Raw genomic sequence first — 21,004 nt, 5'->3', positions numbered from 1 at the left:
GGCAGCGGGTCATGGACCCGCTCTACCAAAGCGTCACCCAACGCGGATAGCGGAAAAACGACAAAAGCCGGTTGCGCCCCCACCCCCTGAATTGGCGCAACCGGCTTGTCGGACCTTGCGATACAGCCGCCTGCGTCTCCCCAGAGCAGATGGCCAACGTGAGGTCTTGTTGCATCCCGTCATGCGTCAGCGCCGTGATGGCGCGCCGAACTGACGGGCCGCCATTGTGCAGGCCAATTGCGACAAGTCCATCGGTTGGGCCCAAGAATGGTTGAAAGTGTGACCTTCACCGCATTTGAGATGGGACGCCTTCACAAGATGATGAGTAGATTCAACGGTAACCACCGTGCACGGGGTTGTGGCTGCGCACTGCCATCACCAACCCGAAGCCGGCCAGCAGCGACACCGCCGAGGTGCCGCCGTAGCTGATCAGCGGCATCGGCACGCCCACCACCGGCAGCACGCCGGAAATCATGCCGCCGTTGACCAGCACGTAGACGAAGAACGCCAGCCCGGTCGACCCGGCCAGCAGCCGCGAGTACGAATCGCGCGACTGGCTGGCGATCCACAGGCAGCGCCCGATCACCACCAGGTACAGCAGCAGCACGGTGGCCACGCCGATCCAGCCGAATTCCTCGCTGAGCACGGAAAAGGCGAAGTCGGTGGTCTGCTCGGGAATGAAGTTCAGGTGCGACTGTGATCCCTGCCCCCAGCCCTTGCCATCCAGGCCGCCCGAACCGATGGCAATCTTGGACTGGATGATGTTCCAGCCTGCACCCAACGCGTCCATCTCCGGGTCCAGGAACATCATGATGCGGTCCTTCTGGTATGGCATCAGCAACCAGAACCAGGCGACGGGTGCCACCGCGGCCACCCCGCCCACGCCCAGCCCCACCCACCACCATGGCAGGCCCGCCAGCAACAGCACGAACACGCCGCTGGCGGCGATCAGCACGCCGGTACCGAAATCCGGCTGCAGCATCACCAGCGCGGTGGGTATGCCGATGATCACCAGGCTCATCATCACCGTGCTGAAGCGTGGCGGCAGCGGCATGCGATGCAGGTACCAGGCCACCATCATCGGCAGGCTGACTTTCAGCAGTTCAGCCGGCTGCAGGTAGAAGAATTTCAGGTCCAGCCACTGGCGCCCGTACTTGCCGGTACCCAGCACGAACACCGCCAGCAGCGGGATCATCGACACCGCATAGATCAGCGGCGTGGCCGAGCGGATGCGCAGGATGGGCACGCGCGAAATCGCCCACAGGGCCGCCAGGCCGACGGCGAAACGGATTCCCTGCGCCATCACCAGCCCATCGCCGCCAGCGCTTTTCAGCGTCGCCAGCCCGATCAGCATCAGCGCGCCCAGGGCTGCGCACAGCACCCAGTCCAGGGTGCTGAAGAACCGCCGCAGCATGTCGCCAGCCCAACGCAGGATGTCCTTCATCGCGTGGGGGGCTCCGGTAACGTACGGTCACGGTCGGCGTCCGGCCGCTCCTGTAGCGCCGAGCCATGCTCGGTGTCGGGCTGCCGCCGAGCATGGCTCGGCGCTACGGGGGCCACGGCCGGCACGCCAATCTCGATCGGCAGCTCACCCAACGCCAATGCCGCCGCGTCACCGGCAGCGCGCGCGGCGCGGTCTTCGTTGTCGAACGCCGTCGCGCCCAGTGCCGTGGTGCCGCGCTCGGCATCCAGCGGCAACACGCCATCAGGCATCTTGCCCAGCAACCATGCATCGAACACCTTACGTGCGATGGGTGCCGCCGCCGAACCGCCGTAGCCGCCGCCTTCAACCGCAATCGCCAGCGCAATGACCGGATCTTCAGCCGGCGCGAAACCCACGAACAGCGCGCGGTGGCGCAGGTGCAGCGGCAGGTTCTTCGGGTTCACCGCCGCGGTGCCCTTGCGGCTGATCACCTGCGCGGTGCCGGTCTTGCCGGCCATCGTATAGGGCGCGCCAGCCGCCGCGCGTGCGCCGCTGCCACCGGGACGCATGGTGCCGATCATGCCTTCGCGCACCGCCTGCAGGTTGGACGGGCTGGGGCTGACCGGCTTGCTCTCCCCGGCCGGGGTGACCACCCAGTCGGTATCGAACCCGGCGCGTTGCTGCATCACCAGGTGCGGCTGGCGCAGCTGGCCATTGGCGATGCCGCCCACGCCGTGCACCAGTTGCAGCGGGGTGACCTTCCAGTCGCCCTGGCCGATGCTGATGTTGACCGTGTCGCCGGGATACCAGCGCTCCTTGCGGGTCTTGGCCTTGTACGCCGGCGACGGCAGGATGCCGCCAATCTCGCCGGTCAGGTCGATGCCGGTCGGCGTGCCGAAGCCGTAATACCCCATGTACTGGTCGAAGCGCTCGATGCCCATGTCCAGCGCCAGCTTGTAGTAATACGTGTTCACCGACTGGGTGATGGATTTGCGCAGGTCGGTCCAGCCATGGCCGCCACGGTTGGCGTCGCCCCAGCCGCGCGAGGTGCCCGGCAGGTAGAACATGCCCGTGGACAGGATCCTGTCCTCCGGCTTGCGCACGCCGCTGTCCAGCCCGGCCAGGCCGATCAGCGGCTTGATGGTCGAACCCGGCGCGACGCCGCCCAGCACCAGACGGTTGAACTGCGGCCGCGATGGATTGTCGTTGAGGGCTTTGAAATCGGCATGGGAGATGCCGTTGACGAACAGGTTCGGGTCGTAGGACGGCAGGCTGACCATCGCCAGCACCTCACCGGTGCGCGGGTCCATCGCCACTGCGGCGCCTTCGAACTCGCCGAAGGCGGCCACCATGGCGCGCTGCAGGTCGGCATCGATGGACAGGCGCAAATCCGCGCCGGACTGCGCGGCCACGCGGCCGACGGTGCGGATCGCACGTCCCTGCACGTTGGTTTCCACCTGCTCGTAGCCCACCTTGCCACGCAGCTGCTGCTCGTAATAGCGCTCCAGCCCGGACTTGCCGATATGGGTAAGCGCAGCATTGCCTTCGCCCAGGATCTCCAGGTCCTTGTCGTCCACCCGGCCCACGTAACCGACGATATGCGCGAACAGGTCGCCGAAGGGGTAGCGCCGGGTCAGGTACGGCTCCAGCTCCACGCCGGGGAAACGCCAGCGGTCCACCGCGAAGCGCGCCATCTCTTCATCGTTCACGCGCAGCTTCAGGGTGACCGGCAGGAAGCTGCGGCGGGCCTTGCGTGATTTGTTGAACGTTTCGATCTCTTCCGGCGTCAGCGCGATGATCTTGCCCAGCTCCGCCAGCGTGGCCTCCATGTCCGTGACCTTGTCCGGGGTGATGTCCAGGCGGAAGGCGGGCACGTTTTCGGCCAGCAGGCGGCCATTGCGGTCGTAGATCATGCCGCGGCCGGGAACCACCGGGCGCGGCTTGATGCGGTTGGCTTCCGAACGCGTGGCATAGACCTCGTGGTCCAGCACCTGCAGCTTGAAATACCACGCGCCCAGCCCGCCCAGGCACAGCAGCACGCCCAGGAAGCCCAGCACCGCGCGGCGGCGGAACTGCTCGGCCTCGGCGTGCGGGTTCTTGACCGCGCGGCGACTGTTCATGTCAGCGCCCGCGACGTCCGAAGCGCACTGCATCCAGCAGCACGAACACCAGCGGCCACAGCGCCATGCCCAGCAGCGGCGCCCACCAGTAGGCCCACGGCAGGGTCGGCTCGCCCACCAGCACGTGGATCACCGCACTGATGATGCGGTCGTTGAGCAGCAGGCCGCCAATGGCGAGCATCTGCTGCGACATCGGGAAGAAGCGGATGCGGGCGCGGAAGCGCTGCAGGATGAAGGCCAGGATCGTCAGGCGCAGTGCCTGTTCGCCCAGCAGGCCGCCGTAGAGCAGGTCGGCGATGATGCCGCTGGCAAAGGCCAAGCCCAGGCCGACGCGTTCGGGCGCTTCGATGACCCAGTAGGCCAGCACCAGTGCCAGCCAGTACGGGCGCAGTGGTTGCAGCAGCGTGGGCAACGGCAGCAGGCCCAGCATCAGGGTCACCACCAGGCTGGCCGGAAGCACCCAGCGGTTGTCGCGCAGGCGGCTCATGGGCGCACCTGCTGAGCTGCCGTGGGCGCCCCGGCATCTGCGGCGCCGGAGGGGGGCCGCCGGGCATGGCCCGGCGCTACCGGAGCAGGTGCCGGAGCCGTAGGTGCGACGGCGGCCGATGCGGTGGGGGCCGGTTCGGTGGAGGATGGCGCCGGGGCGATGGGCCCTTCGGGCAGGCGGATGGCCGCTCCCGGACGCAGCAGCAGCACGTCGCGGCCGCGATCCAGCTGTGCGGCGGGCTTCAGCTCACCCACCAGGAACGCATGGCTGTCGTCCGGGCGCAACGCGGCGATGGTCCCGACCGGAAAACCGACCGGGAAACGTCCGCCCAGGCCGGAGGTGACGATTTCATCGCCTACTTCCACGCCCGCGCTCAAGGGAATATCGCGCAGTTCCAGCGTATCGCCACGCCCGTAAACGATCAGGCGCACGCCGTTGCGCGCCACCGTCACCGGCACGGCGTGGTCGGGATCGGTCAGCAGCAGCACCGTCGCGGTGCTGCCGGTGGTGCTGATCACCTGCCCCATCAAGCCACCGGCGTCGATCACCGCCTGCCCGACGTGCACGCCCTCGCGGCTGCCGGCGGCCAGCACCAGGCGCTGCCTCACCGGATCCAGGTCGATATCCAGGATCGGCGCCAGCTGCACGTCCAGTCCATTGCGCTCGGCGACGTTGAGCAGCTCGCGCAGCTGCGCGTTGTCCAGCGCGGCGGTCTGCAGCCGGGTCAGGCGCGCGTTGGCGATCAGCAACTGGTTGCGCAGTTCGCGGTTGTCAGCCACCAGTTGCCCGTGGCTGGCCGCATTGTCGCGCACCTGGTTGCCCAGCTTGCCCGGCAGCCCGGCGAGGTTCCATGCCGGCTGCACCAGCACGTTGGCCTGTTCGCGCAGGCGCAGCAGCCAGTTGGCCTGGTCGTCGAGGACGATCAGGGCGATGGCCAGCACCAGGTACGCCAGCAACCGCAGCGGGCTGGCCGTGTCGCCGGAGCGGGAAGCGATGGGTGGACCTGCGTAGGGCGGCACGTTGCAGCTTCAGCGGAAAAGGAACGGAAGGGGAACACGACCGCGCCCCGCCGGTGCCAGGCCGCCACAGGGGCGGCCGGTACGCCGGAAGGGCGCGACGGCAGCTACCGGCCGGAAGGGATTACTCCGGCGCAAAGAACTCGTTGCCGTGCATGTCCACCAGTTCCAGCGCACGGCCACCACCACGGGCCACGCAGGTCAGCGGATCGTCGGCCACCTGCACGTGCAGGCCGGTTTCCTCGGAGATCAGCCGGTCCATGTCGCGCAGCAGGGCGCCGCCACCGGTCAGCACGATGCCACGCTCGGCGACGTCGGCACACAGTTCCGGCGGGGTCTGCTCCAGCGCCAGCTTGACCGCGCTGACGATGCCCGACAGCGGTTCGTGCAGCGCTTCGAGAACCTCGTTGGAGGTGATCTTGATCATCTTCGGCACGCCCTCGGCGAGGTTGCGGCCGGAGATTTCCATCTCGATCACTTCCGCCTGCGGGTAGGCGCAGCCCAGTTCGACCTTGATGCGCTCGGCGGTGGCTTCACCGATCAGCATGCCATGGTTGCGGCGCACGTAATTGGTGATGGACTCGTCGAAGCGGTCGCCACCGATGCGCACCGAGGCGGAATACACAATGCCGTTGAGCGAGATCACCGCCACTTCGGTGGTGCCGCCGCCGATGTCGATGACCATCGAACCGCGCGCCTCGGTCACCGGCATGCCGGCGCCGATCGCCGCCGCCATCGGCTCTTCGATCAGGAACACATCGCGCGCACCGGCCTCCTCGGCCGATTCCTTGATGGCGCGGCGCTCCACCTGGGTGGAGCCGGCCGGCACGCACACCAGCACGCGCGGGCTGGGGCGCAGGAAGCGCGACTTGTGCACCTTCTTGATGAAGTGCTTGAGCATTGCTTCGGTGTAGGTGAAATCGGCGATGACGCCGTCTTTCATCGGGCGGATGGTGGTGATGTGGCCCGGGGTACGGCCGAGCATCTGCTTGGCCTCGGCGCCGACGGCGGCCACCGAGCGGGTGCCACCGATGGCACGGTCCTGGCGCACGGCCACGACCGATGGTTCGTTCAGCACGATGCCCTGGCCGCGCACGTAGATGAGGGTGTTGGCCGTGCCCAGGTCGATGGACAGGTCATTGGAGAACATGCCGCGGAGTTTCTTCAACATCGAGGTGGTGATCCTGAGGGGTGCCTGCCGGCCCGGAATGGCGAAAAACTGGGCAGGAATTTAGGCAGACAAGCCTAACAACCCGCCCCCTCGCGGGCAAGGACAAATCCGGCCGAAACCGCGTATTCACAGGCTTTCGGCCGGTATCCGGCCGTCGCGGCCCCAGCGTAGCGCCAGGCCATGCCCGGCGAACTCAACGTGCGCTGCCGCACCGGGCGGCAATCCGCCGGGCATGGCCGGGCGCTACCCTTCAGCCGCGCCAGCCGGTAACCTTTGCGCCGTCGGGCGCCTCACGGGCGCCGTTTGCTTGTCCGCCGCTGCGGCCAGCACTCACCCATTCCCGCATAGGCTTACATCGATGTCCGCTCTGATCTGTGGTTCTCTTGCCTTCGACACCATCATGGTGTTCCCGGACCAGTTCAAGAATCACATCCTGCCGGACAAGGTGCACATCCTGAACGTCTCGTTCCTGGTGCCGCGCATGCGTCGCGAGTTCGGCGGCTGCGCCGGCAACATCGCCTACAACCTGCACCTGCTGGGTGGCACGCCGATCCCGATGGGCACGGTGGGCACGGATTTCGGCCCGTACCGCGAACATTTCGACGCCCTGGGCATCGACCTGACGCGCGTACGGGTGATTGATGAGCTGTTCACCCCGCAGGCGTTCATCACGACCGATCACGACAACAACCAGATCACCGCTTTCCATCCCGGCGCGATGATGCGTTCGTATGAAAACCACGTGCGCGACGTGCCCGGCGTGACCCTGGGCCTGGTCGGCCCGGACGGCCGCGAAGGCATGATCCAGAACGCGCTGGAATTCCACGAGGACGGCGTGCCCTTCATCTTCGATCCGGGCCAGGCCATGCCGCTGTTCAACGGCCCGGAGCTGCGCACCTTCATCGAACAGTCCGACTACGTGGTGGTGAACGATTACGAGTCGAACCTGCTGCAGGAGCGCACGGGCTGGAACGAAAAAGAGATCGTCAGCCGGGTGAAGGCCTACATCACCACCCGTGGCCCGAAGGGCGCGGTGATCCACACCCAGGAAAAGAGCTACGACATCCCGCCGGCGCACGAGCGCCGCGTGGTCGACCCCACCGGCTGCGGCGATGCGTTCCGCGCCGGCCTGATCTTCGGCATCCAGAAGGATTTCGACTGGCTGACCATCGGCCGCATGGGCAACCTGATGGGCGCACTGAAGGTGGAACACCCGGGCACCCAGAACCAGCGCTTCACCTTCGAAGAGTTCAACGAACAGTTCAAGCAGCAGTTCGGTTACGCGCTGAGCGTTTGAACCCCGTAGCGCCGAACCCCCTGTAGCGCCGAGCCATGCTCGGCGGAATCGCCGAAGCGCCGCTGCGCCATCCCCAAAGCGCCGCTACGCTCGCCGAGCATGGCTCGGCGCTACCCTGCCCCCACCCGATGACGGTCAACGTGCCATCCAGGCCGCGTCGTCCAACATCATTTCCACGGCATCTGGCTGGCGTCCACGCCGCCGGTTTCGAACACTGCGGTACGCGTGCCGCCCGCCTTCACTGGAAACTCGATGCTGATCGCCTTGGCTTGCCGGGCCAGCTTCCACAGTGCCGCGTTGTCGGTGATGAACATCGCGATGGCTTCATCGGTATCCGGGCGCCATGCCGCCATCGCGTGCGGCTTGCCGCCATCCACGCTGACCTGCACCTTGCAGCCGCCCGGGCAGCGGAAATCGCCGACCTGCAGCACCAGGTATGCATGCCGCTTCCATTGTGGATGATCGCGGAACACCAGCTGCACCGGCTTCGGGCCACTGCCATCCACGTCCACCCGCTCCTTGCTGTAGATGGCCGCCGAACGCTGGGTGCCCTTGGTACCCACCGGCACCTGGTTGTACTGCCACAGGCCCTGCATGCGGCGCAGGTTGCGCGCGTCATCGGCCTTGGACTTGACCTCGGCGAAGCCCGGTTCGATGCGCGCCGCCGCCGCCGTGCCTTTGTAGACATCCAGCAGGGCGCCACCGTGGATGCGCGCGCGCTCCCAGTCCTGGGCGGCCAAGGCGGTGTCGTACTGCCTGGCAACGTCGTCGGCCTTGGCTTCCTTCTGCGCCTGCGCGGCCGCTTCGGCAGCCTGCTGCGCCTGGCGCTCGGCCTCGGGGTCGCTGCAGGCGGCCAGGGACAGCGCGCAGGCAGCAGCGAGGATCAGGTGTTTCATCGCATGCTCCGTATGTAGATGATGCATGCATACAGTAACCGCGAAAGCAGCGGGGCATGGCCCCGCTCTACCCCGGTAGTGACGGGCCATGCCCGTCACGCGCGCGCAGCGCGGCCATCAACGCGCAACGGCACCCACTTCCCGCCACCACTGCGTCGACGCGGCCGGCGCGGCAATATCCAGCCGCTCCCCCATGCGTGGCGCGGTCAGTGTCACGCCCTGTTCCTGCGCCAGCGCGGTGATGCGCTCGAACGGCTCGGTCCACGGATGCAGCGCCAGGTCGAAGGTGCCGTTGTGGATGGGCATCATCACCTTGCCACGCACATCCAGGTGCGCCTGCAGACTCTGCTCGGGCTGCATGTGCACATCGGCCCAGTCGGCATCGTAGGCGCCGGTTTCAACCAGCGTCAGGTCGAACGGACCAAAGCGCTCGCCGATGCGCGCGAAGCCATCGAAGTAGCCGGAATCACCGCTGAAGAAAATCCGCTTGCTCCCGTTGTCGATCACCCACGACGCCCACAGCGTGCGGTTGCCGTCGGACAGGCCGCGTCCGGAAAAATGCTGCGCCGGCGTGGCGACGATCTTCAGCCCCTGCACCCGGGTCTCCTGCCACCAGTCCAACTGCTGGATCTTTTCAGCCGGCACGCCCCACCCCATCAACCGGTCACCGACACCCAGCGCAGTGATGAAGTGCTGCACCTTCGGCGCCAGCGCGCGGACGGCCTCGCGATCCAGATGGTCGTAATGGTCATGCGAGATGATCACGCCGGTGAGTGGCGGCAGTTCGTCCATGGACAGCGGCGGCGCATGGAAACGCTTGGGCCCCATGAAGGTCATCGGCGATGCGCGTTCGGAAAACACCGGATCGGTCAGCCAGAAGTGGCCATCCAGCTTGAACAGCATCGTTGAATGGCCCAGCCGCCACAGGCTGTCGTCCGGCGCATCCAGCAGGGCCTGGCGGGTCAGTGGCAGCACCGGGATCGGCGCGGGCGGCGTGGCGTCCTCGGGCTTATCGAACAGGAACCGCCACAGCACGCCGAGCGTGCCGACGAAACCCAGCGATGACTTGCCCGCAGGATTGTGGAAGCGGCCGTCGTGGAACTGCGGCGACTGGTCGTAGGAGGCAGCGGGATGTGCGCCGCAGGTCAGCAGGCCAAGGGTCATGGCAATCAGCACCGTGGTGAGGAGGAGGAAGCGAGGCAGGCGACGGGTCATGGGGCTTGCCCTGAAAAGTACACTGATGAGTCTACTTCCGTTTTCCGGAAAGTAAACTGAACGGTGTAAAATAGTGCAATGAGCCATCCTGACCGCCCCACCCGCCTGACCGACCGCAAGCGTGCGGACATCCTGTCGGCGGCGGTGGCCGAGTTCCGCACGTTCGGGTTTGCCGGCACCAGCATGGACCGCATCGCGGCCACCGCCGGGGTATCCAAGCGCACGGTCTACAACCATTTCGCCAGCAAGGACGAACTGTTCACCGCGATCCTGTGGCAACTGTGGGAAGCCAGCCAGGCCGTGGACGTGGCGGCCTACGCGCCTTCGCGCCCGCTGCGGGAACAGTTGCTGGGTTTCACCGCGCAGAAGATGCGGTTGATGTCCGATGCCAGCTTCATCGACCTGTCGCGGGTGGCGATGGCCGAACTGGTGCATGCGCCAGAACGTGCGCGGGCGATGATGGACAAGCTGGCCGAGAAGGAAGAAGGGCTGACGGGGTGGATCCGCGCTGCGCAGGCCGACGGACGGTTGCGCGGGGATATCGCGCCGGTCGATGCCGCGCACCAGTTGCAGGGGATGCTGAAGGCGTTCGCGTTCTGGCCGCAGGTGACGATGGGCCAGGCGCCGCTGGCGCCGGAAGCGCAGCAGCGGCTGATGGAAGACTGCGTGGATATGTTCCTGGCACTGCGCGCCACTGCAGAGCGGTAGCGCCGGGCCATGCCCGGCGAACGGATATCAGGCCGGGCCCATGCCCGGAGGCACATATCGGGCATCAGGCCGCTGCGCTCGCCGGGCATGGCCCGGCGCTACAGATTGCCGGGCATGGCCCGGCGCTACGGGCTTTGGGCGGCTTTTACTTCGCCTTGGACAACATGTCCTGCACCGACCCGGTGGTGATCGGGTGGTAACCCGGCTTGGCCTTCTCGAATGCCTGCCTGGCCAGTGCCAGCCCTTCCGGTGTCTTCACCAGTTCGGCGTAGATCGGCATGATCAGCTTGCGCCGGCCCACGCGTTCGATGAACTCCACCGCTGCGGTGTTGGCTTCGGCGTAGCCGCTGCGGATCGCCAGCGGATACCAGCGCATCGCGATCTCACCATTCGGCGTGCCGGTGAAGTGGTATTCCTTGTCCAGCGCAGCCAGCTTCTCCACCGGCAGCTTGTCGCCCAGGCCATCGATGAAACGCACCCATTCCTGCGTGCTCCATTCGTCAGTCAGCTGCCTGGCCGGCGCGGTGCCGGTGCCTTCCCAGGCGATGCGTGCGGTATCGACGTTGCTGAAGTTGCGTGACTGCGCCTTGGCGGCGAATGCCGGTATGCCCGGCTCATCCAGCCATGCCTTCAGCTCGGCCTCGGTCACCGCGTTGGGCTTCTTCGGCAGCAGGTTCTTCTTCAGGTAGTCGACGAACTGGTCGGTGTTCGCGCTCTGGAATGCGTGGTCGTCGAACCAGCCACGCAGGAACGGATCGAAGGTTTCGCGGCCGAAGCGCTGCTCCAGGAATTCCAGGAACCACGACCCCTTCACGTAAGCCACCTGGCTCAGCGCATCATCCGGGTCGCGCTCGGTCAGCGGCGGCAACGCCAGCGCCTGGTCGGCCGGGCTCATGTCCTTCACTTCGGCCAGCAGGTCGGTCTGGTCGATCTGCCGCTCCATCTCGGCCATCTCCGTGCCGTACAGCGCTTCGGTGATGCGGCCCTGCACGTAGGTGGTGAAGCCTTCGTTGAGCCAGATGTCCTTCCAGCTGGCGTTGGTCACCAGGTTGCCGGACCAGCTGTGCGCCAACTCATGCGCCACCAGCGAAACCAGCGACTTGTCGCCGACGATCACGGTCGGGGTGGCGAACGTCAGGCGCGGGTTTTCCATGCCGCCGAACGGGAACGAGGGCGGCAGCACCAGCATGTCGTAGCGGCCCCAGCGGTAGTCGCCGTACAGCTTCTCGGCGGCACCGATCATCTTCTCGGTGTCTTCGAATTCCTTGGCCGCCTTGCCGACCATGGTCGGTTCGGCCCACACGCCGGAACGGCCGGAGATCGGTTCGAACACCAGGTCACCGGCGGCGATGGCCAGCAGGTAGGACGGGATGGGCTGCGGCATCTTGAAGCTGTAATCGCCGTCACGCGCCGCCTTGGGATCGTTGTCGGCGCTCATCAGCACCATCACGTCCGGGCGCGAGACCACGTGCGCGCTGTAGGTGAAACGCACGCTGGGGGTGTCCTGCAGCGGCACCCAGGAGCGCGCGTGGATGGCCTGCGACTGGCTGAACATGAAGGGCAGCTTCTTGCCTTCAGTCATCGAAGGCTCCAGCCACTGCAGGCCCGATGCGGTCGGCGCCGTGGTGTAGGTGATCGCCACCTTGGCCGGCTGTTCCGGGGTCTCGATGGTCAGCTTGCTGCCGAACACCTTGTCGTCGGCAGCCAGTTGGAACGGCAGTGGGCTGCGCGCGCCATCGGCGCTGACCGCCTCGACCTTGGCGATGTCCAGCGCACGGGTGTCCAGCACCAGCTGCCTGGCATCCTTGTCCTTCCATTCCAGCGTGTACAGCGCGGTGCCACCAATCTGCTTCTGGTCGAAATCCAGCTTCAGGTCCAGCGCGATGTCCTTGATGACCACCTTGTCCGGCTCGGCATAGGAGCTTTCATCATGGCTGCGGTTTTCAGCGTTCATGGGGGCGGCAGGCGCGTCCTGGGCAGTGGGAGCGGTGGCCGGGGCAGCAGCCTCCTGGGAACAGCCGGCAGCCAGGGCAACGGCGAGCGGAAGAAGCAGGAACGGAGAGCGCATGGATCAGGACCGTTTCAGGGGTAAACCCCGATTTTACCGGATACGTCCCGGCAGCGCCGGGCCATGCCCGGCGTGCGGCATCCCGCCGGGCCCGGACCCCACCGGGCATCACCCGGCGTCACCTCGTCAGAGCTTGTAACCGGAATGGATCGACACGATGCCGCCGGTCAGATTCTTGTAATGGCAGCGCTCGAAGCCGGCCTGGCCCATCATCGCCTTCAGTTCTTCCTGCGGCGGATGCTTGCGGATGCTCTCGGCCAGGTAGGTGTAACTGCCCGAATCGCCAGCGAACAGGCGGCCCAGCTTCGGCAGCACCTTGAACGAGTGGAAATCGTAGATCGGCTTGAACCAGTCCGCGGTCACTTCGGAGAACTCCAGCACGCGTGCCTGTCCGCCCACCTTCAGCACGCGGTACATCTCGCGCAGGCCGGCGTCCTTGTCGGTGACGTTGCGCAGGCCGAAGGCAATGGTCACCAGGTCGAAGCTGTTGTCCGGGAACGGCAGCGCTTCGGCATTGCATTGCACGTAGTCCAAACCTGCCACCAAACCACGGTTGGTCAGCCGGTCGCGGCCCACCGACAGCATGCCGGCATTGATGTCACCCAGCACCACCGACCCTTCCGCGCCCACCCTTTCTTTCATCAGCGCGGCGATATCGCCGGTGCCGCCTGCCAGGTCGAGCACGCGGTCGCCGGGTTTCACCTGCGCGGTGGCCACGTAATAGCGCTTCCACACGCGGTGGATGCCCATGCTCATCAGGTCGTTCATCAGGTCGTAGTTGCGCGCGACCGAGGTGAACACTTCGCCGACAAGCTTCTGCTTGTCCTTGGCATCCACGTCGCGGAAGCCGAAGTGGGTGGTGCCAGACTTGTAGGGGGATTCGCTCATGGCCCCGATTATCGCACCGGTCGGCCGCCAGCGGCATACCCTGCCCGTATCATGGGGCCCTGACTTCCCGGGAGACCCCCATGATTTCCACCCCCGACTACCAGGCCCTGCTGCAGACCGCCATCGACGAAGCCCGCCTTGGCCTGGCCGAGGGCGGCGTCCCGATCGGCGCGGCGCTGTACCACAACGATGGCCGCCTGCTCGGCTGCGGGCACAACCGCCGCGTGCAGGAAGGCGACCCGTCCGTGCATGGCGAGACCGATGCCTTCCGCAAGGCCGGTCGCCAGCGCGGTTACAAGGACACCATCATGGTCACCACCCTGGCGCCGTGCTGGTACTGCTCCGGGCTGGTGCGCCAGTTCAACATCGGGACGGTGGTTGTCGGCGAATCACGTACTTTCCAGGGCGGCATCGACTGGCTGCGCGACAGCGGCGTGAACGTGATCGACCTGGACAACCAGGAATGCGTGGACCTGCTCGGCAACTTCATCGAACGCCATCCGGAAATCTGGGACGAAGACATCGGCGAGTGATGGCGCGGCGATTTTTCTGAATACTTAAGAATGCCTGTCCAGGGACGCCCAGCCCATGGCGGCTACGTTCCGGGCAGGTATGTTGCGGCACCGTCACGGCGGAATGCACATTGTGCTGACGCCGCGTGCACTGGTGCATGGCGATGATCAGGGTTCAACCCACCCGCTCATCACCAGAAGACACCCAGCCATGCACGCAGCAGACGTACCGAATGTTCCTCCGGTCATCGATGTGGAACGCGAGTTGACCTACTGGCGCGAACGCCATGCAGAGGGGGCGTTGGGCCCCAGCTCATTCGGCCACTTCGTGCCGTGGATCAAGTTTGCCTGCGATTCGCTGATCACCCATCCCCGCGCAAGGAACGAACAGCGCGAGGAAGCCTTCCAGACCCAGTACGCGCTGCAGATCATGCCGCGGCTGACCGAGGCCCAGGCGCGGGATTTCATCGAACAGTGCTGGGACCATGTGTATGTGTCGAGCATGATCGCGCGCGCGGAGCGTCCTCGCCTGAGTGTTTGAGGCGCGCAGCCGGGCAAGGCCCGGCTCCACGACGCCTGCACGCCAATGAGCGTATCCATCGGTCATGAGCCTGAAGTCTGTCTTCAATACGGTCGCCAAGCGCACCGCCTACGCGACCGGAACCCCCTGGACGTTCATCGCCGCAGTGGCCGTGGTGGTGGTCTGGGGCATCACCGGTCCGCTGTTCGGCTTCAACGACACCTGGCAACTGGTCATCAACACCGGGACCACGATCATCACCTTCCTGATGGTGTTCCTGATCCAGCACACGCAGAACTCGGATACGGCGGCGATGCAGATCAAGCTCGATGAGTTGATCCGGGTAACTGCGCACGCCAACAAGGAGCTGCTGGACCTGGAAGAGCTGGACGAAGAGCGGTTGGAAGAAATCCGCAGTGAGTACGAACAGATGGCCCGCAAGGCCGGCGATGCGTTGTCACGCCGACGTACCCGGTAGCGCCGGGCCATGCCCGGCGGCTTCTTGTCGCCGTGTCGGGGATTCGCCGGGCATGGCCCGGCGCTACGTTCGGATTGCGTGTTCGCCGGGCATGGCCCGGCGCTACGTTCGGATTGCGTGTTCGCCGGGCATGGCCCGGCGCTACGTTGGTGCGTTACCGCGCCTGCCAGCCGCCGCCCATCACCTTGTACAGCGTGATGCGGTTGGTCTGCTGCGCCAGTCCGGTCTGCAGCCGGCTCTGCTGCGCCGAATAGGCGGTACGACGGGCATCCAGCAGGGTGACGAAGCTGTCCAGCCCTGCGTCATAGCGCGCCTGCGACAACGTCTGTGCCTGCTCGGCGGCTTCCAGCAGGGCCTGCTGCGAATCACTCTGTGCGTCCAGGCTGCTGCCTAGTGCCAGCGCGTCGGCGGTTTCGCGGAAGCCGACCTGGATGGCTTTTTCATACTGGGCCAAGGCGATATCGCGGTCTGCATTGGCCACGGCCAGGTTCGCACGCAGCTTGCCGCCCTGGAAGATCGGCAGGCTGATGGATGGCAGGAAACTCCAGGCCCGCGTACCGCTGTCGAACAGGCCGGACAGTTCCGTGGAGCTGCTGCCGAAGGTGCCGGTCAGGCGGATGCTGGGAAAGAACGCCGCACGCGCCGCACCGATGTTGGCATTGGCCGACAGCAAGGTGTGTTCGGCCGCCATGATGTCCGGCCGTTGCAGCAGCACGTCGCTGGTCAGGCCCGACGGCGGTGGCGCCAGCGCCAGCAGTTCCAGTTCGGCGTTGCTGGCCGGCAGCAGCGCATCGTCCACCGGCCCGCCCAGCAGCAGCGCCAGCGCGTTGCGGTCCTGCGCCACCTGGCCACGCAGGCGCGCGGCATCGGTGCGCGCGGTTTCCACCAGCGTGCGCGTCTGCGCCAGTTCCAGTGCCGAACTGCCGCCCCGCTCGAACCGCGCCTGTGCCAGCCGCAGCGAATCTTCGTGGCTGCCCAACGTGGCCTCGGCGATGCGCAGCGACTCCCGATCCGCGCCCAGGGTCAGCCACGCGGTGGCGGTTTCGGCGACCAGGCTGAGATGCGCATTACGGCGGTTGGCGGCCACCGAGAAGTAGTCCTGCAGGGCCGCTTCGCTGAGGTTGCGCACGCGGCCGAACAGGTCCAGCTCGAAGTCGGTAATGCCCAGGCCGGCACTGAACTGTTCGGTGACCGGCACGTCGCCGCCCTGCCGCTGCATCTGGCCCTGCACGTTGACGGCAGGAACCCGGTCGGCGCGCTGGATGCGGTACTGGCCACGCGCGCGTTCGACGTTCAGCACCGCAACGCGCAGGTCGCGGTTGTTGTCCAGCGCCTGGTCGATCACCTGCTGCAGGCGCGGGTCGGTGAAGAACGCGCGCCATCCCAACATCGCCACCTCGGTGGCCTGGCCCTGCGTTGCCTCGGCAGGCCACTGCGCGGGAATGGCCGGTGCCACGTCGGTGCGGTCCGGAACCAGCGTCGCGCAACCGCCCAGGGCAAGCGCAGCAGCGATGGAAACAACAAGCGAGGGGAGTTTAATGGTCATGGCTGGAAATCCTGACGGTAGCGCCGGGCCATGCCCGGCGAACGCGCGGCGGAATGCGCTGGGGAGCGAGCGCAGCGGGTCATTGACCCGCCCTGCCGCGCAGACTGCGGTTGAACAGGCGTTGCACCACCACGAAGAACAGCGGGATGAAGAACACGCCCAGCACGGTGCCCACCACCATGCCGCCCAGCACGCCGGTGCCGATCGCGCGCTGTGCACCGGAACCCGCACCGGAGGCGATGGCCAGCGGCAGCACGCCCAGGCCAAACGCCAACGAGGTCATGATGATCGGGCGCAGGCGGTCGCGCACCGCATGCATCGTCGCTTCGATCAGCCCCGCACCCTTCTCCAGGTTCTCCTTGGCGAACTCCACGATCAGGATCGCGTTCTTGCTGGTCAGGCCCACCGTAGTCAGCATCGCCACCTGGAAGTAGATGTCGCGTTCCATGCCCATCAGCGTGTTGGCGACCACCGCACCCAGGATGCCCAGCGGCGCCACCAGCAGCACCGAGGTCGGCACGCTCCAGCTTTCATACAGCGCGGCCAGGCACAGGAACACGATCAGCAGCGACAGCGAATACAGCAACGGCGTCTGCGAACCCGCCTGGCGTTCCTGGTAGGACAGCGCGGTCCATTCGATCTGGAAGCCAGCCGGCAGGTCCTTGGCGATCCGCTCGATCTCGTTCATCGCATCACCCGATGCCACGCCCGGCGCGGGTTCGCCCTGGATCTCCATCGCCGACACGCCGTTGTAGCGTTCCAGGCGCGGTGAACCATAGTCCCAGCGCTTGGTCGCGAAGGCACTGAACGGCACCATTTCACCATTTGCGTTCTTCACCGACCACACGTTGAAATCATCCGGGTTCATGCGGAAGTCCGCATCGGACTGCACGTACACGCGCTTCACGCGGCCACGATCGATGAAGTCATCGATGTAGCTGCTGCCCCACGCGGTGGCCAGGGTGTTGTTGATCGAACTGGTCGACAGCCCCAATGCGTTGGCCTTCTCCACGTCGATATCGATGCGCAGCTGTGGCGTGTCTTCCTGGCCGTTCGGACGCACGTTGGCCAGCAGCTTGCTGCCCCCTGCCGCGCCCAGCAGCTGGTTGCGTGCATTGAGCAGCGCATCATGGCCCTGCCCGCTGGTGTCCTTCAGGAAGAAGGTGTAGCCCGAACCAATGCCCAGCTCCGGCATGGCCGGCGGTGGGAAGGCGAAGATGAAGGCATCCTTGATCTGGCCCAGCGCACCCATCGCACGCCCGGTGATCGCCCCGACACTCTGCCCTTCGTCGCGCTCGCCCCAGTCCTTCAGCTTGACGAAGGCCATGCCCGCGTTCTGGCCCATGCCGGCGAAGCTGAAGCCCTGCACGGAGAAGATCGATTCGATGGCATCGCTTTCGTTCTGCAGGAAGTGGTCTTCCATCTTGGCCATCGCTTCCAGCGTGCGTTCCTGGGTGGCACCGACCGGGGTCTGCACCAGCGCCATCAGGATGCCCTGGTCTTCATTGGGCAGGAACGAACTGGGCAGGCGCACGAACAGGATGCCCATCGCCACCGCCAGCGCGGCGAAGATGCCCATGAAACGCCACGGCCGGGCCAGGATGCCCTTTACCCCGCGCTGGTAGGTCGCGCTGGAACGGTCGAAGCCGCGGTTGAAGCCGCCGAAGAAGCGACCCGACCAGCCCTTGTGCGCTACATGGTGTTCGCCCTTCTTCAATGGCTTGAGCATGGTGGCGCACAATGCCGGGGTCAGCACGATGGCCACCAGCACCGACAGGCCCATCGCCGACACGATCGTCGCCGAGAACTGCCGGTAGATCACGCCGGTGGCACCGCTCATGAACGCCATCGGCACGAACACCGCCGACAGCACCAGGCCGATGCCCACCAGCGCGCCGGTGATCTGGCTCATGGATTTGCGCGTCGCCTCCAGCGGCGACAGCCCTTCCTCGGCCATGATGCGTTCGACGTTCTCCACCACCACGATGGCATCGTCCACCAGCAGGCCGATTGCCAGCACCATCGCGAACATGGTCAGCATGTTCACCGAGAAACCCAGCGCGGCCAGGATGCCGAACGTACCCAACAGCACCACCGGCACCGCGATGGTCGGGATCAGGGTGGCGCGGAAGTTCTGCAGGAACAGGTACATCACCACGAACACCAGCACGATGGCTTCGATCAGGGTCTTGATCACGCCCTTGATCGACACCTGCACGAACGGCGTGGTGTCGTACGGCACCACCGATTCCAGCCCGGCCGGGAAGTTCGCCTTCATTTCCTCCAGTTCGGCACGCACGCCGTTGGCGGTATCCAGCGCATTGGCGCCGGTGGCCAGGGTGATGGCGATACCGGACGATGGCTTGCCGTTGTAGCGGGTGACGAAGTCATAGCTTTCCGCCCCCAGCTCCACGCGGGCGACATCGCCCAGCCGCAGTTCGCTGCCATCGCTGCCACCGCGGACCAGGATGTTGCGGAACTGTTCCGGGGTCTGCAGGCGGTCCTGCGCATTGATGGTGGCGTTCAGCTGCTGGCCCTTCACCGACGGCGCACCACCCAGCTGGCCGATGGCCACCTGTGCGTTCTGCGCGGTGATCGCCGCGGTCACTTCATCCACCGACAGCTTGTAGGTGTGCAGCTTGTTCGGATCCAGCCAGATGCGCATGGCGTACTTGCCGCCGAACACCTGGATGTTGCCCACGCCCGGCACGCGGCTGAGCGGATCGACCACGTTGGAGCCGACGAAGTCGGAGATGTCGTTGGCATCCATGCTGCCGTCGTTGGACACGAAGCCGATCACCTGCAGGAAGCCGCTGCTGGACTTGGCCACGTTGATGCCCTGCCGCTGCACTTCCTGCGGCAGCAGCGGCATGGCCAGCTGCAGCTTGTTCTGTACCTGCACCTGGGCGATATCCGGGTCGGTGCCGGATTCGAAGGTCAGGGTGATGGTGGCCTGGCCATTGGCCGAGCTGTTGGACGAGAAGTAGATCAGGCCGTCCAGGCCTTTCATGTTCTGCTCGATGATCTGGGTCACCGAGTCCTCGACCACCTTGGCCGATGCACCCGGATACGTTGCGGAGATCTCGACGGCCGGCGGCGCCACTTCCGGGTACATGGACACCGGCAGCGTAAGCACCGCCAGTGCACCGGCGAGCATGATGATGATCGCGATGACCCACGCGAAGATGGGTCGATCGATGAAGAAACGTGCCATGGGGTTCTCCGCTTACTGCGCGTCGGCGTTGGCGTCGGCGGGGGCCTGCGCCGGGGCGGCGTCGGCCTGCTCGGCCGGCGTGGCCGCTGAAGGGCCCGCCGGTGCATCGCCAGCTGCTGCAGGCTGGGCGGGCTCGGTGCCCTTTTCCACGGCCTGCACCGGCATGTCCGGCGCGATCTTCTGCAGCCCTTCCACGATCACCTTGTCGCCCGCCTGCAGGCCGTCCTCGACCAGCCACTTGTCGCCCAGCGCGCGGCTGACCTTCACCGGCCGCACTTCCACCTTGCCGTCCTTGTTCACCACCATCGCACTGGTATCGCCCTTGGCATCGCGGGCAATGCCCTGCATCGGCACCAGCAGCGCGCCGTTGCGCACGCCGCCGCCGATCACCGCACGCACGTACATGCCCGGCATCAGCACGCCGTCCGGGTTGTCCACCTTCACCCGCAGGCCGTAGCTGCCGGTGCTGGGGTCCACGCTGACTTCGGAAAACTCCAGCGTGCCCTTGTGCCCGAAGGTGCTGCCGTCATCGAGCAGGATGTCGACCGGCAGGCTCTGGTTGTCCTGCAGGCGGCCGGCAGCCAGTTCGCGCCGCAACTGCAGCAGTTCGGCCGCGGACTGGGTCAGGTCCACGTAGATCGGGTCCAGCTGTTGCACCGTGGCCAGCGCGTCGGCCTGGGCGGCGCTGACCAGCGCACCCTGGGTGACCGACGATTTGCCGATGCGGCCACTGATCGGCGCGGTGATGCGTGCGTAGCCCAGGGTCACGTTGGCGGCATCCAGCGATGCCTTGCCGGCGCCGACGTCGGCTTCGGCCTGCTTCTGCGCGGCCACGGCGTTTTCCAGGTCCTGCTGGCTCACCGCGTCCACCTTGGCCAGTTCGGTGATGCGCTTGGCGCTCAACCGCGAGGCATTGGCGGTGGCCTCGGCGCGCGCCAGCTGGGCGCGGGCATTGTTGGCCTGCGCGCGGTAGCTGGCATCGTCGATCTGGTACAGCGGCTGCCCGGCCTGGACCATCGTGCCTTCGGTGAACAACCGCTTGGCCACGATGCCGTTCACCTGCGGCCGCACTTCGGCGACCAGGAAGGCGTTGGTGCGGCCGGGCAATTCCCGCGTCAGCGAGACCGATTCGGCCTTCAGGGTGACCACGGTCACCTGGCCGGGGCCTTGTTCAGGCTGCTGGTCGCCGCCACCGCAGGCGGCCACGGCCGTGGCGATGGCCAGCGACAGGGCGAAGGGTCGAACACGCGTAAGGAACATGGGGGAGGTCTCAGGTAAACGAAATTGACGGTAGCGCCGAGCCATGCCCGGCGACCGGAGCCAACGCCCCTCCAGCCCTCAACAGGCAACTGGCCAAAAGCGACGGCAATCTTGGGCAGCAAATATACATACATGATTGTTTGTTTGCAAAGCGCTACAATTCAGCCACGTTTCACGCCCCGTCA

At 66.1% G+C, this 21,004-nt stretch carries 17 protein-coding genes; 5 read left to right on the top strand and 12 right to left on the bottom strand.

The genetic code is table 11. From position 1 onward, the window contains the following. Nucleotides 1-331 precede the first annotated feature (331 nt). The 5 genes from rodA to H4O11_RS07070 form a co-directional block, all read right to left on the bottom strand. The gene (gene rodA / locus H4O11_RS07090; RefSeq protein ID WP_182338698.1) at nucleotides 332-1,444 is read right to left on the bottom strand and encodes a rod shape-determining protein RodA; all 1,113 of its coding nucleotides are present in this window, start codon (nucleotides 1,442-1,444) and stop codon (nucleotides 332-334) included. Next, entirely contained in the window at nucleotides 1,441-3,543 is a 2,103-nt protein-coding gene (mrdA, locus tag H4O11_RS07085; RefSeq protein WP_182338697.1) for a penicillin-binding protein 2, read from the bottom strand. Before mrdA ends, rodA begins: the two co-directional genes overlap by 4 nt. A 1-nt stretch (nucleotide 3,544) precedes the next feature. Further along, entirely contained in the window at nucleotides 3,545-4,030 is a 486-nt protein-coding gene (gene mreD, locus H4O11_RS07080) for a rod shape-determining protein MreD (RefSeq protein ID WP_182338696.1), read from the bottom strand. Next, nucleotides 4,027-5,049, bottom strand: coding sequence for a rod shape-determining protein MreC (gene mreC / locus H4O11_RS07075; protein WP_182338695.1), 1,023 nt, complete (start codon nucleotides 5,047-5,049; stop codon nucleotides 4,027-4,029). The genes mreD and mreC overlap by 4 nt, the downstream gene beginning before the upstream one ends. Nucleotides 5,050-5,170: 121 nt before the next feature. After that, nucleotides 5,171-6,217 (bottom strand): rod shape-determining protein, encoded by a 1,047-nt coding sequence (locus H4O11_RS07070; RefSeq protein WP_182338694.1) that lies wholly within the window; start codon nucleotides 6,215-6,217, stop codon nucleotides 5,171-5,173. A 358-nt stretch (nucleotides 6,218-6,575) separates the two neighbouring features. Here H4O11_RS07070 and H4O11_RS07065 point away from each other — a divergent pair, with 358 nt between their 5' ends. Next, entirely contained in the window at nucleotides 6,576-7,514 is a 939-nt protein-coding gene (locus H4O11_RS07065) for a carbohydrate kinase family protein (protein WP_182338693.1), read from the top strand. A gap of 167 nt (nucleotides 7,515-7,681) precedes the next feature. Here H4O11_RS07065 and H4O11_RS07060 read toward each other — a convergent pair whose 3' ends face one another. Together H4O11_RS07060 and H4O11_RS07055 are read right to left on the bottom strand one after the other, a co-directional pair. Further along, complete coding sequence (locus H4O11_RS07060) at nucleotides 7,682-8,410, bottom strand: hypothetical protein (RefSeq protein WP_182338692.1); 729 nt, start codon at nucleotides 8,408-8,410, stop codon at nucleotides 7,682-7,684. A 117-nt stretch (nucleotides 8,411-8,527) separates the two neighbouring features. Continuing rightward, nucleotides 8,528-9,625: an MBL fold metallo-hydrolase gene (locus H4O11_RS07055; protein ID WP_182338691.1), complete on the bottom strand. Its 1,098-nt coding sequence runs from the start codon at nucleotides 9,623-9,625 to the stop codon at nucleotides 8,528-8,530. A 78-nt stretch (nucleotides 9,626-9,703) separates the two neighbouring features. Here H4O11_RS07055 and H4O11_RS07050 point away from each other — a divergent pair, with 78 nt between their 5' ends. Further along, nucleotides 9,704-10,333: a TetR/AcrR family transcriptional regulator gene (locus H4O11_RS07050; protein ID WP_182338690.1), complete on the top strand. Its 630-nt coding sequence runs from the start codon at nucleotides 9,704-9,706 to the stop codon at nucleotides 10,331-10,333. A 145-nt stretch (nucleotides 10,334-10,478) separates the two neighbouring features. On the opposite strand, the gene H4O11_RS07045 is transcribed toward H4O11_RS07050, so the two are convergent. Both H4O11_RS07045 and ubiE read right to left on the bottom strand, forming a co-directional pair. After that, entirely contained in the window at nucleotides 10,479-12,401 is a 1,923-nt protein-coding gene (locus H4O11_RS07045) for a M1 family metallopeptidase (protein WP_182338689.1), read from the bottom strand. Between the two features lie 126 nt (nucleotides 12,402-12,527). Next, nucleotides 12,528-13,289, bottom strand: coding sequence for a bifunctional demethylmenaquinone methyltransferase/2-methoxy-6-polyprenyl-1,4-benzoquinol methylase UbiE (gene ubiE, locus H4O11_RS07040; RefSeq protein WP_182338688.1), 762 nt, complete (start codon nucleotides 13,287-13,289; stop codon nucleotides 12,528-12,530). 80 nt (nucleotides 13,290-13,369) lie between these two features. Here ubiE and H4O11_RS07035 point away from each other — a divergent pair, with 80 nt between their 5' ends. The 3 genes from H4O11_RS07035 to H4O11_RS07025 all read left to right on the top strand — a co-directional run bounded on the left by H4O11_RS07035 (nucleotide 13,370) and on the right by H4O11_RS07025 (nucleotide 14,799). Continuing rightward, on the top strand, nucleotides 13,370-13,822 hold the full coding sequence (locus H4O11_RS07035; RefSeq protein ID WP_182338687.1) for a nucleoside deaminase: 453 nt from the start codon (nucleotides 13,370-13,372) through the stop codon (nucleotides 13,820-13,822). Nucleotides 13,823-14,012: 190 nt separating this feature from the next. After that, on the top strand, nucleotides 14,013-14,342 hold the full coding sequence (locus H4O11_RS07030; RefSeq protein ID WP_182338686.1) for a hypothetical protein: 330 nt from the start codon (nucleotides 14,013-14,015) through the stop codon (nucleotides 14,340-14,342). A gap of 64 nt (nucleotides 14,343-14,406) precedes the next feature. Further along, nucleotides 14,407-14,799 (top strand): low affinity iron permease family protein, encoded by a 393-nt coding sequence (locus H4O11_RS07025; protein WP_182338685.1) that lies wholly within the window; start codon nucleotides 14,407-14,409, stop codon nucleotides 14,797-14,799. Between the two features lie 154 nt (nucleotides 14,800-14,953). Here H4O11_RS07025 and H4O11_RS07020 read toward each other — a convergent pair whose 3' ends face one another. The 3 genes from H4O11_RS07020 to smeD form a co-directional block, all read right to left on the bottom strand. Further along, on the bottom strand, nucleotides 14,954-16,339 hold the full coding sequence (locus H4O11_RS07020) for an efflux transporter outer membrane subunit (protein ID WP_343042797.1): 1,386 nt from the start codon (nucleotides 16,337-16,339) through the stop codon (nucleotides 14,954-14,956). Nucleotides 16,340-16,424: 85 nt separating this feature from the next. Continuing rightward, nucleotides 16,425-19,559, bottom strand: coding sequence for a multidrug efflux RND transporter permease subunit SmeE (gene smeE, locus H4O11_RS07015; protein WP_182338683.1), 3,135 nt, complete (start codon nucleotides 19,557-19,559; stop codon nucleotides 16,425-16,427). A gap of 12 nt (nucleotides 19,560-19,571) precedes the next feature. After that, the gene (smeD, locus tag H4O11_RS07010) at nucleotides 19,572-20,819 is read right to left on the bottom strand and encodes a multidrug efflux RND transporter periplasmic adaptor subunit SmeD (RefSeq protein ID WP_182338682.1); all 1,248 of its coding nucleotides are present in this window, start codon (nucleotides 20,817-20,819) and stop codon (nucleotides 19,572-19,574) included. Nucleotides 20,820-21,004 lie beyond the last annotated feature (185 nt).

The organism is Stenotrophomonas tumulicola, assembly GCF_014117215.1.
Lineage (GTDB): Bacteria > Pseudomonadota > Gammaproteobacteria > Xanthomonadales > Xanthomonadaceae > Stenotrophomonas > Stenotrophomonas tumulicola.
Note: the sequence above shows the minus strand (reverse complement) of the source record. Positions and strands in the feature narration are given on the sequence as shown.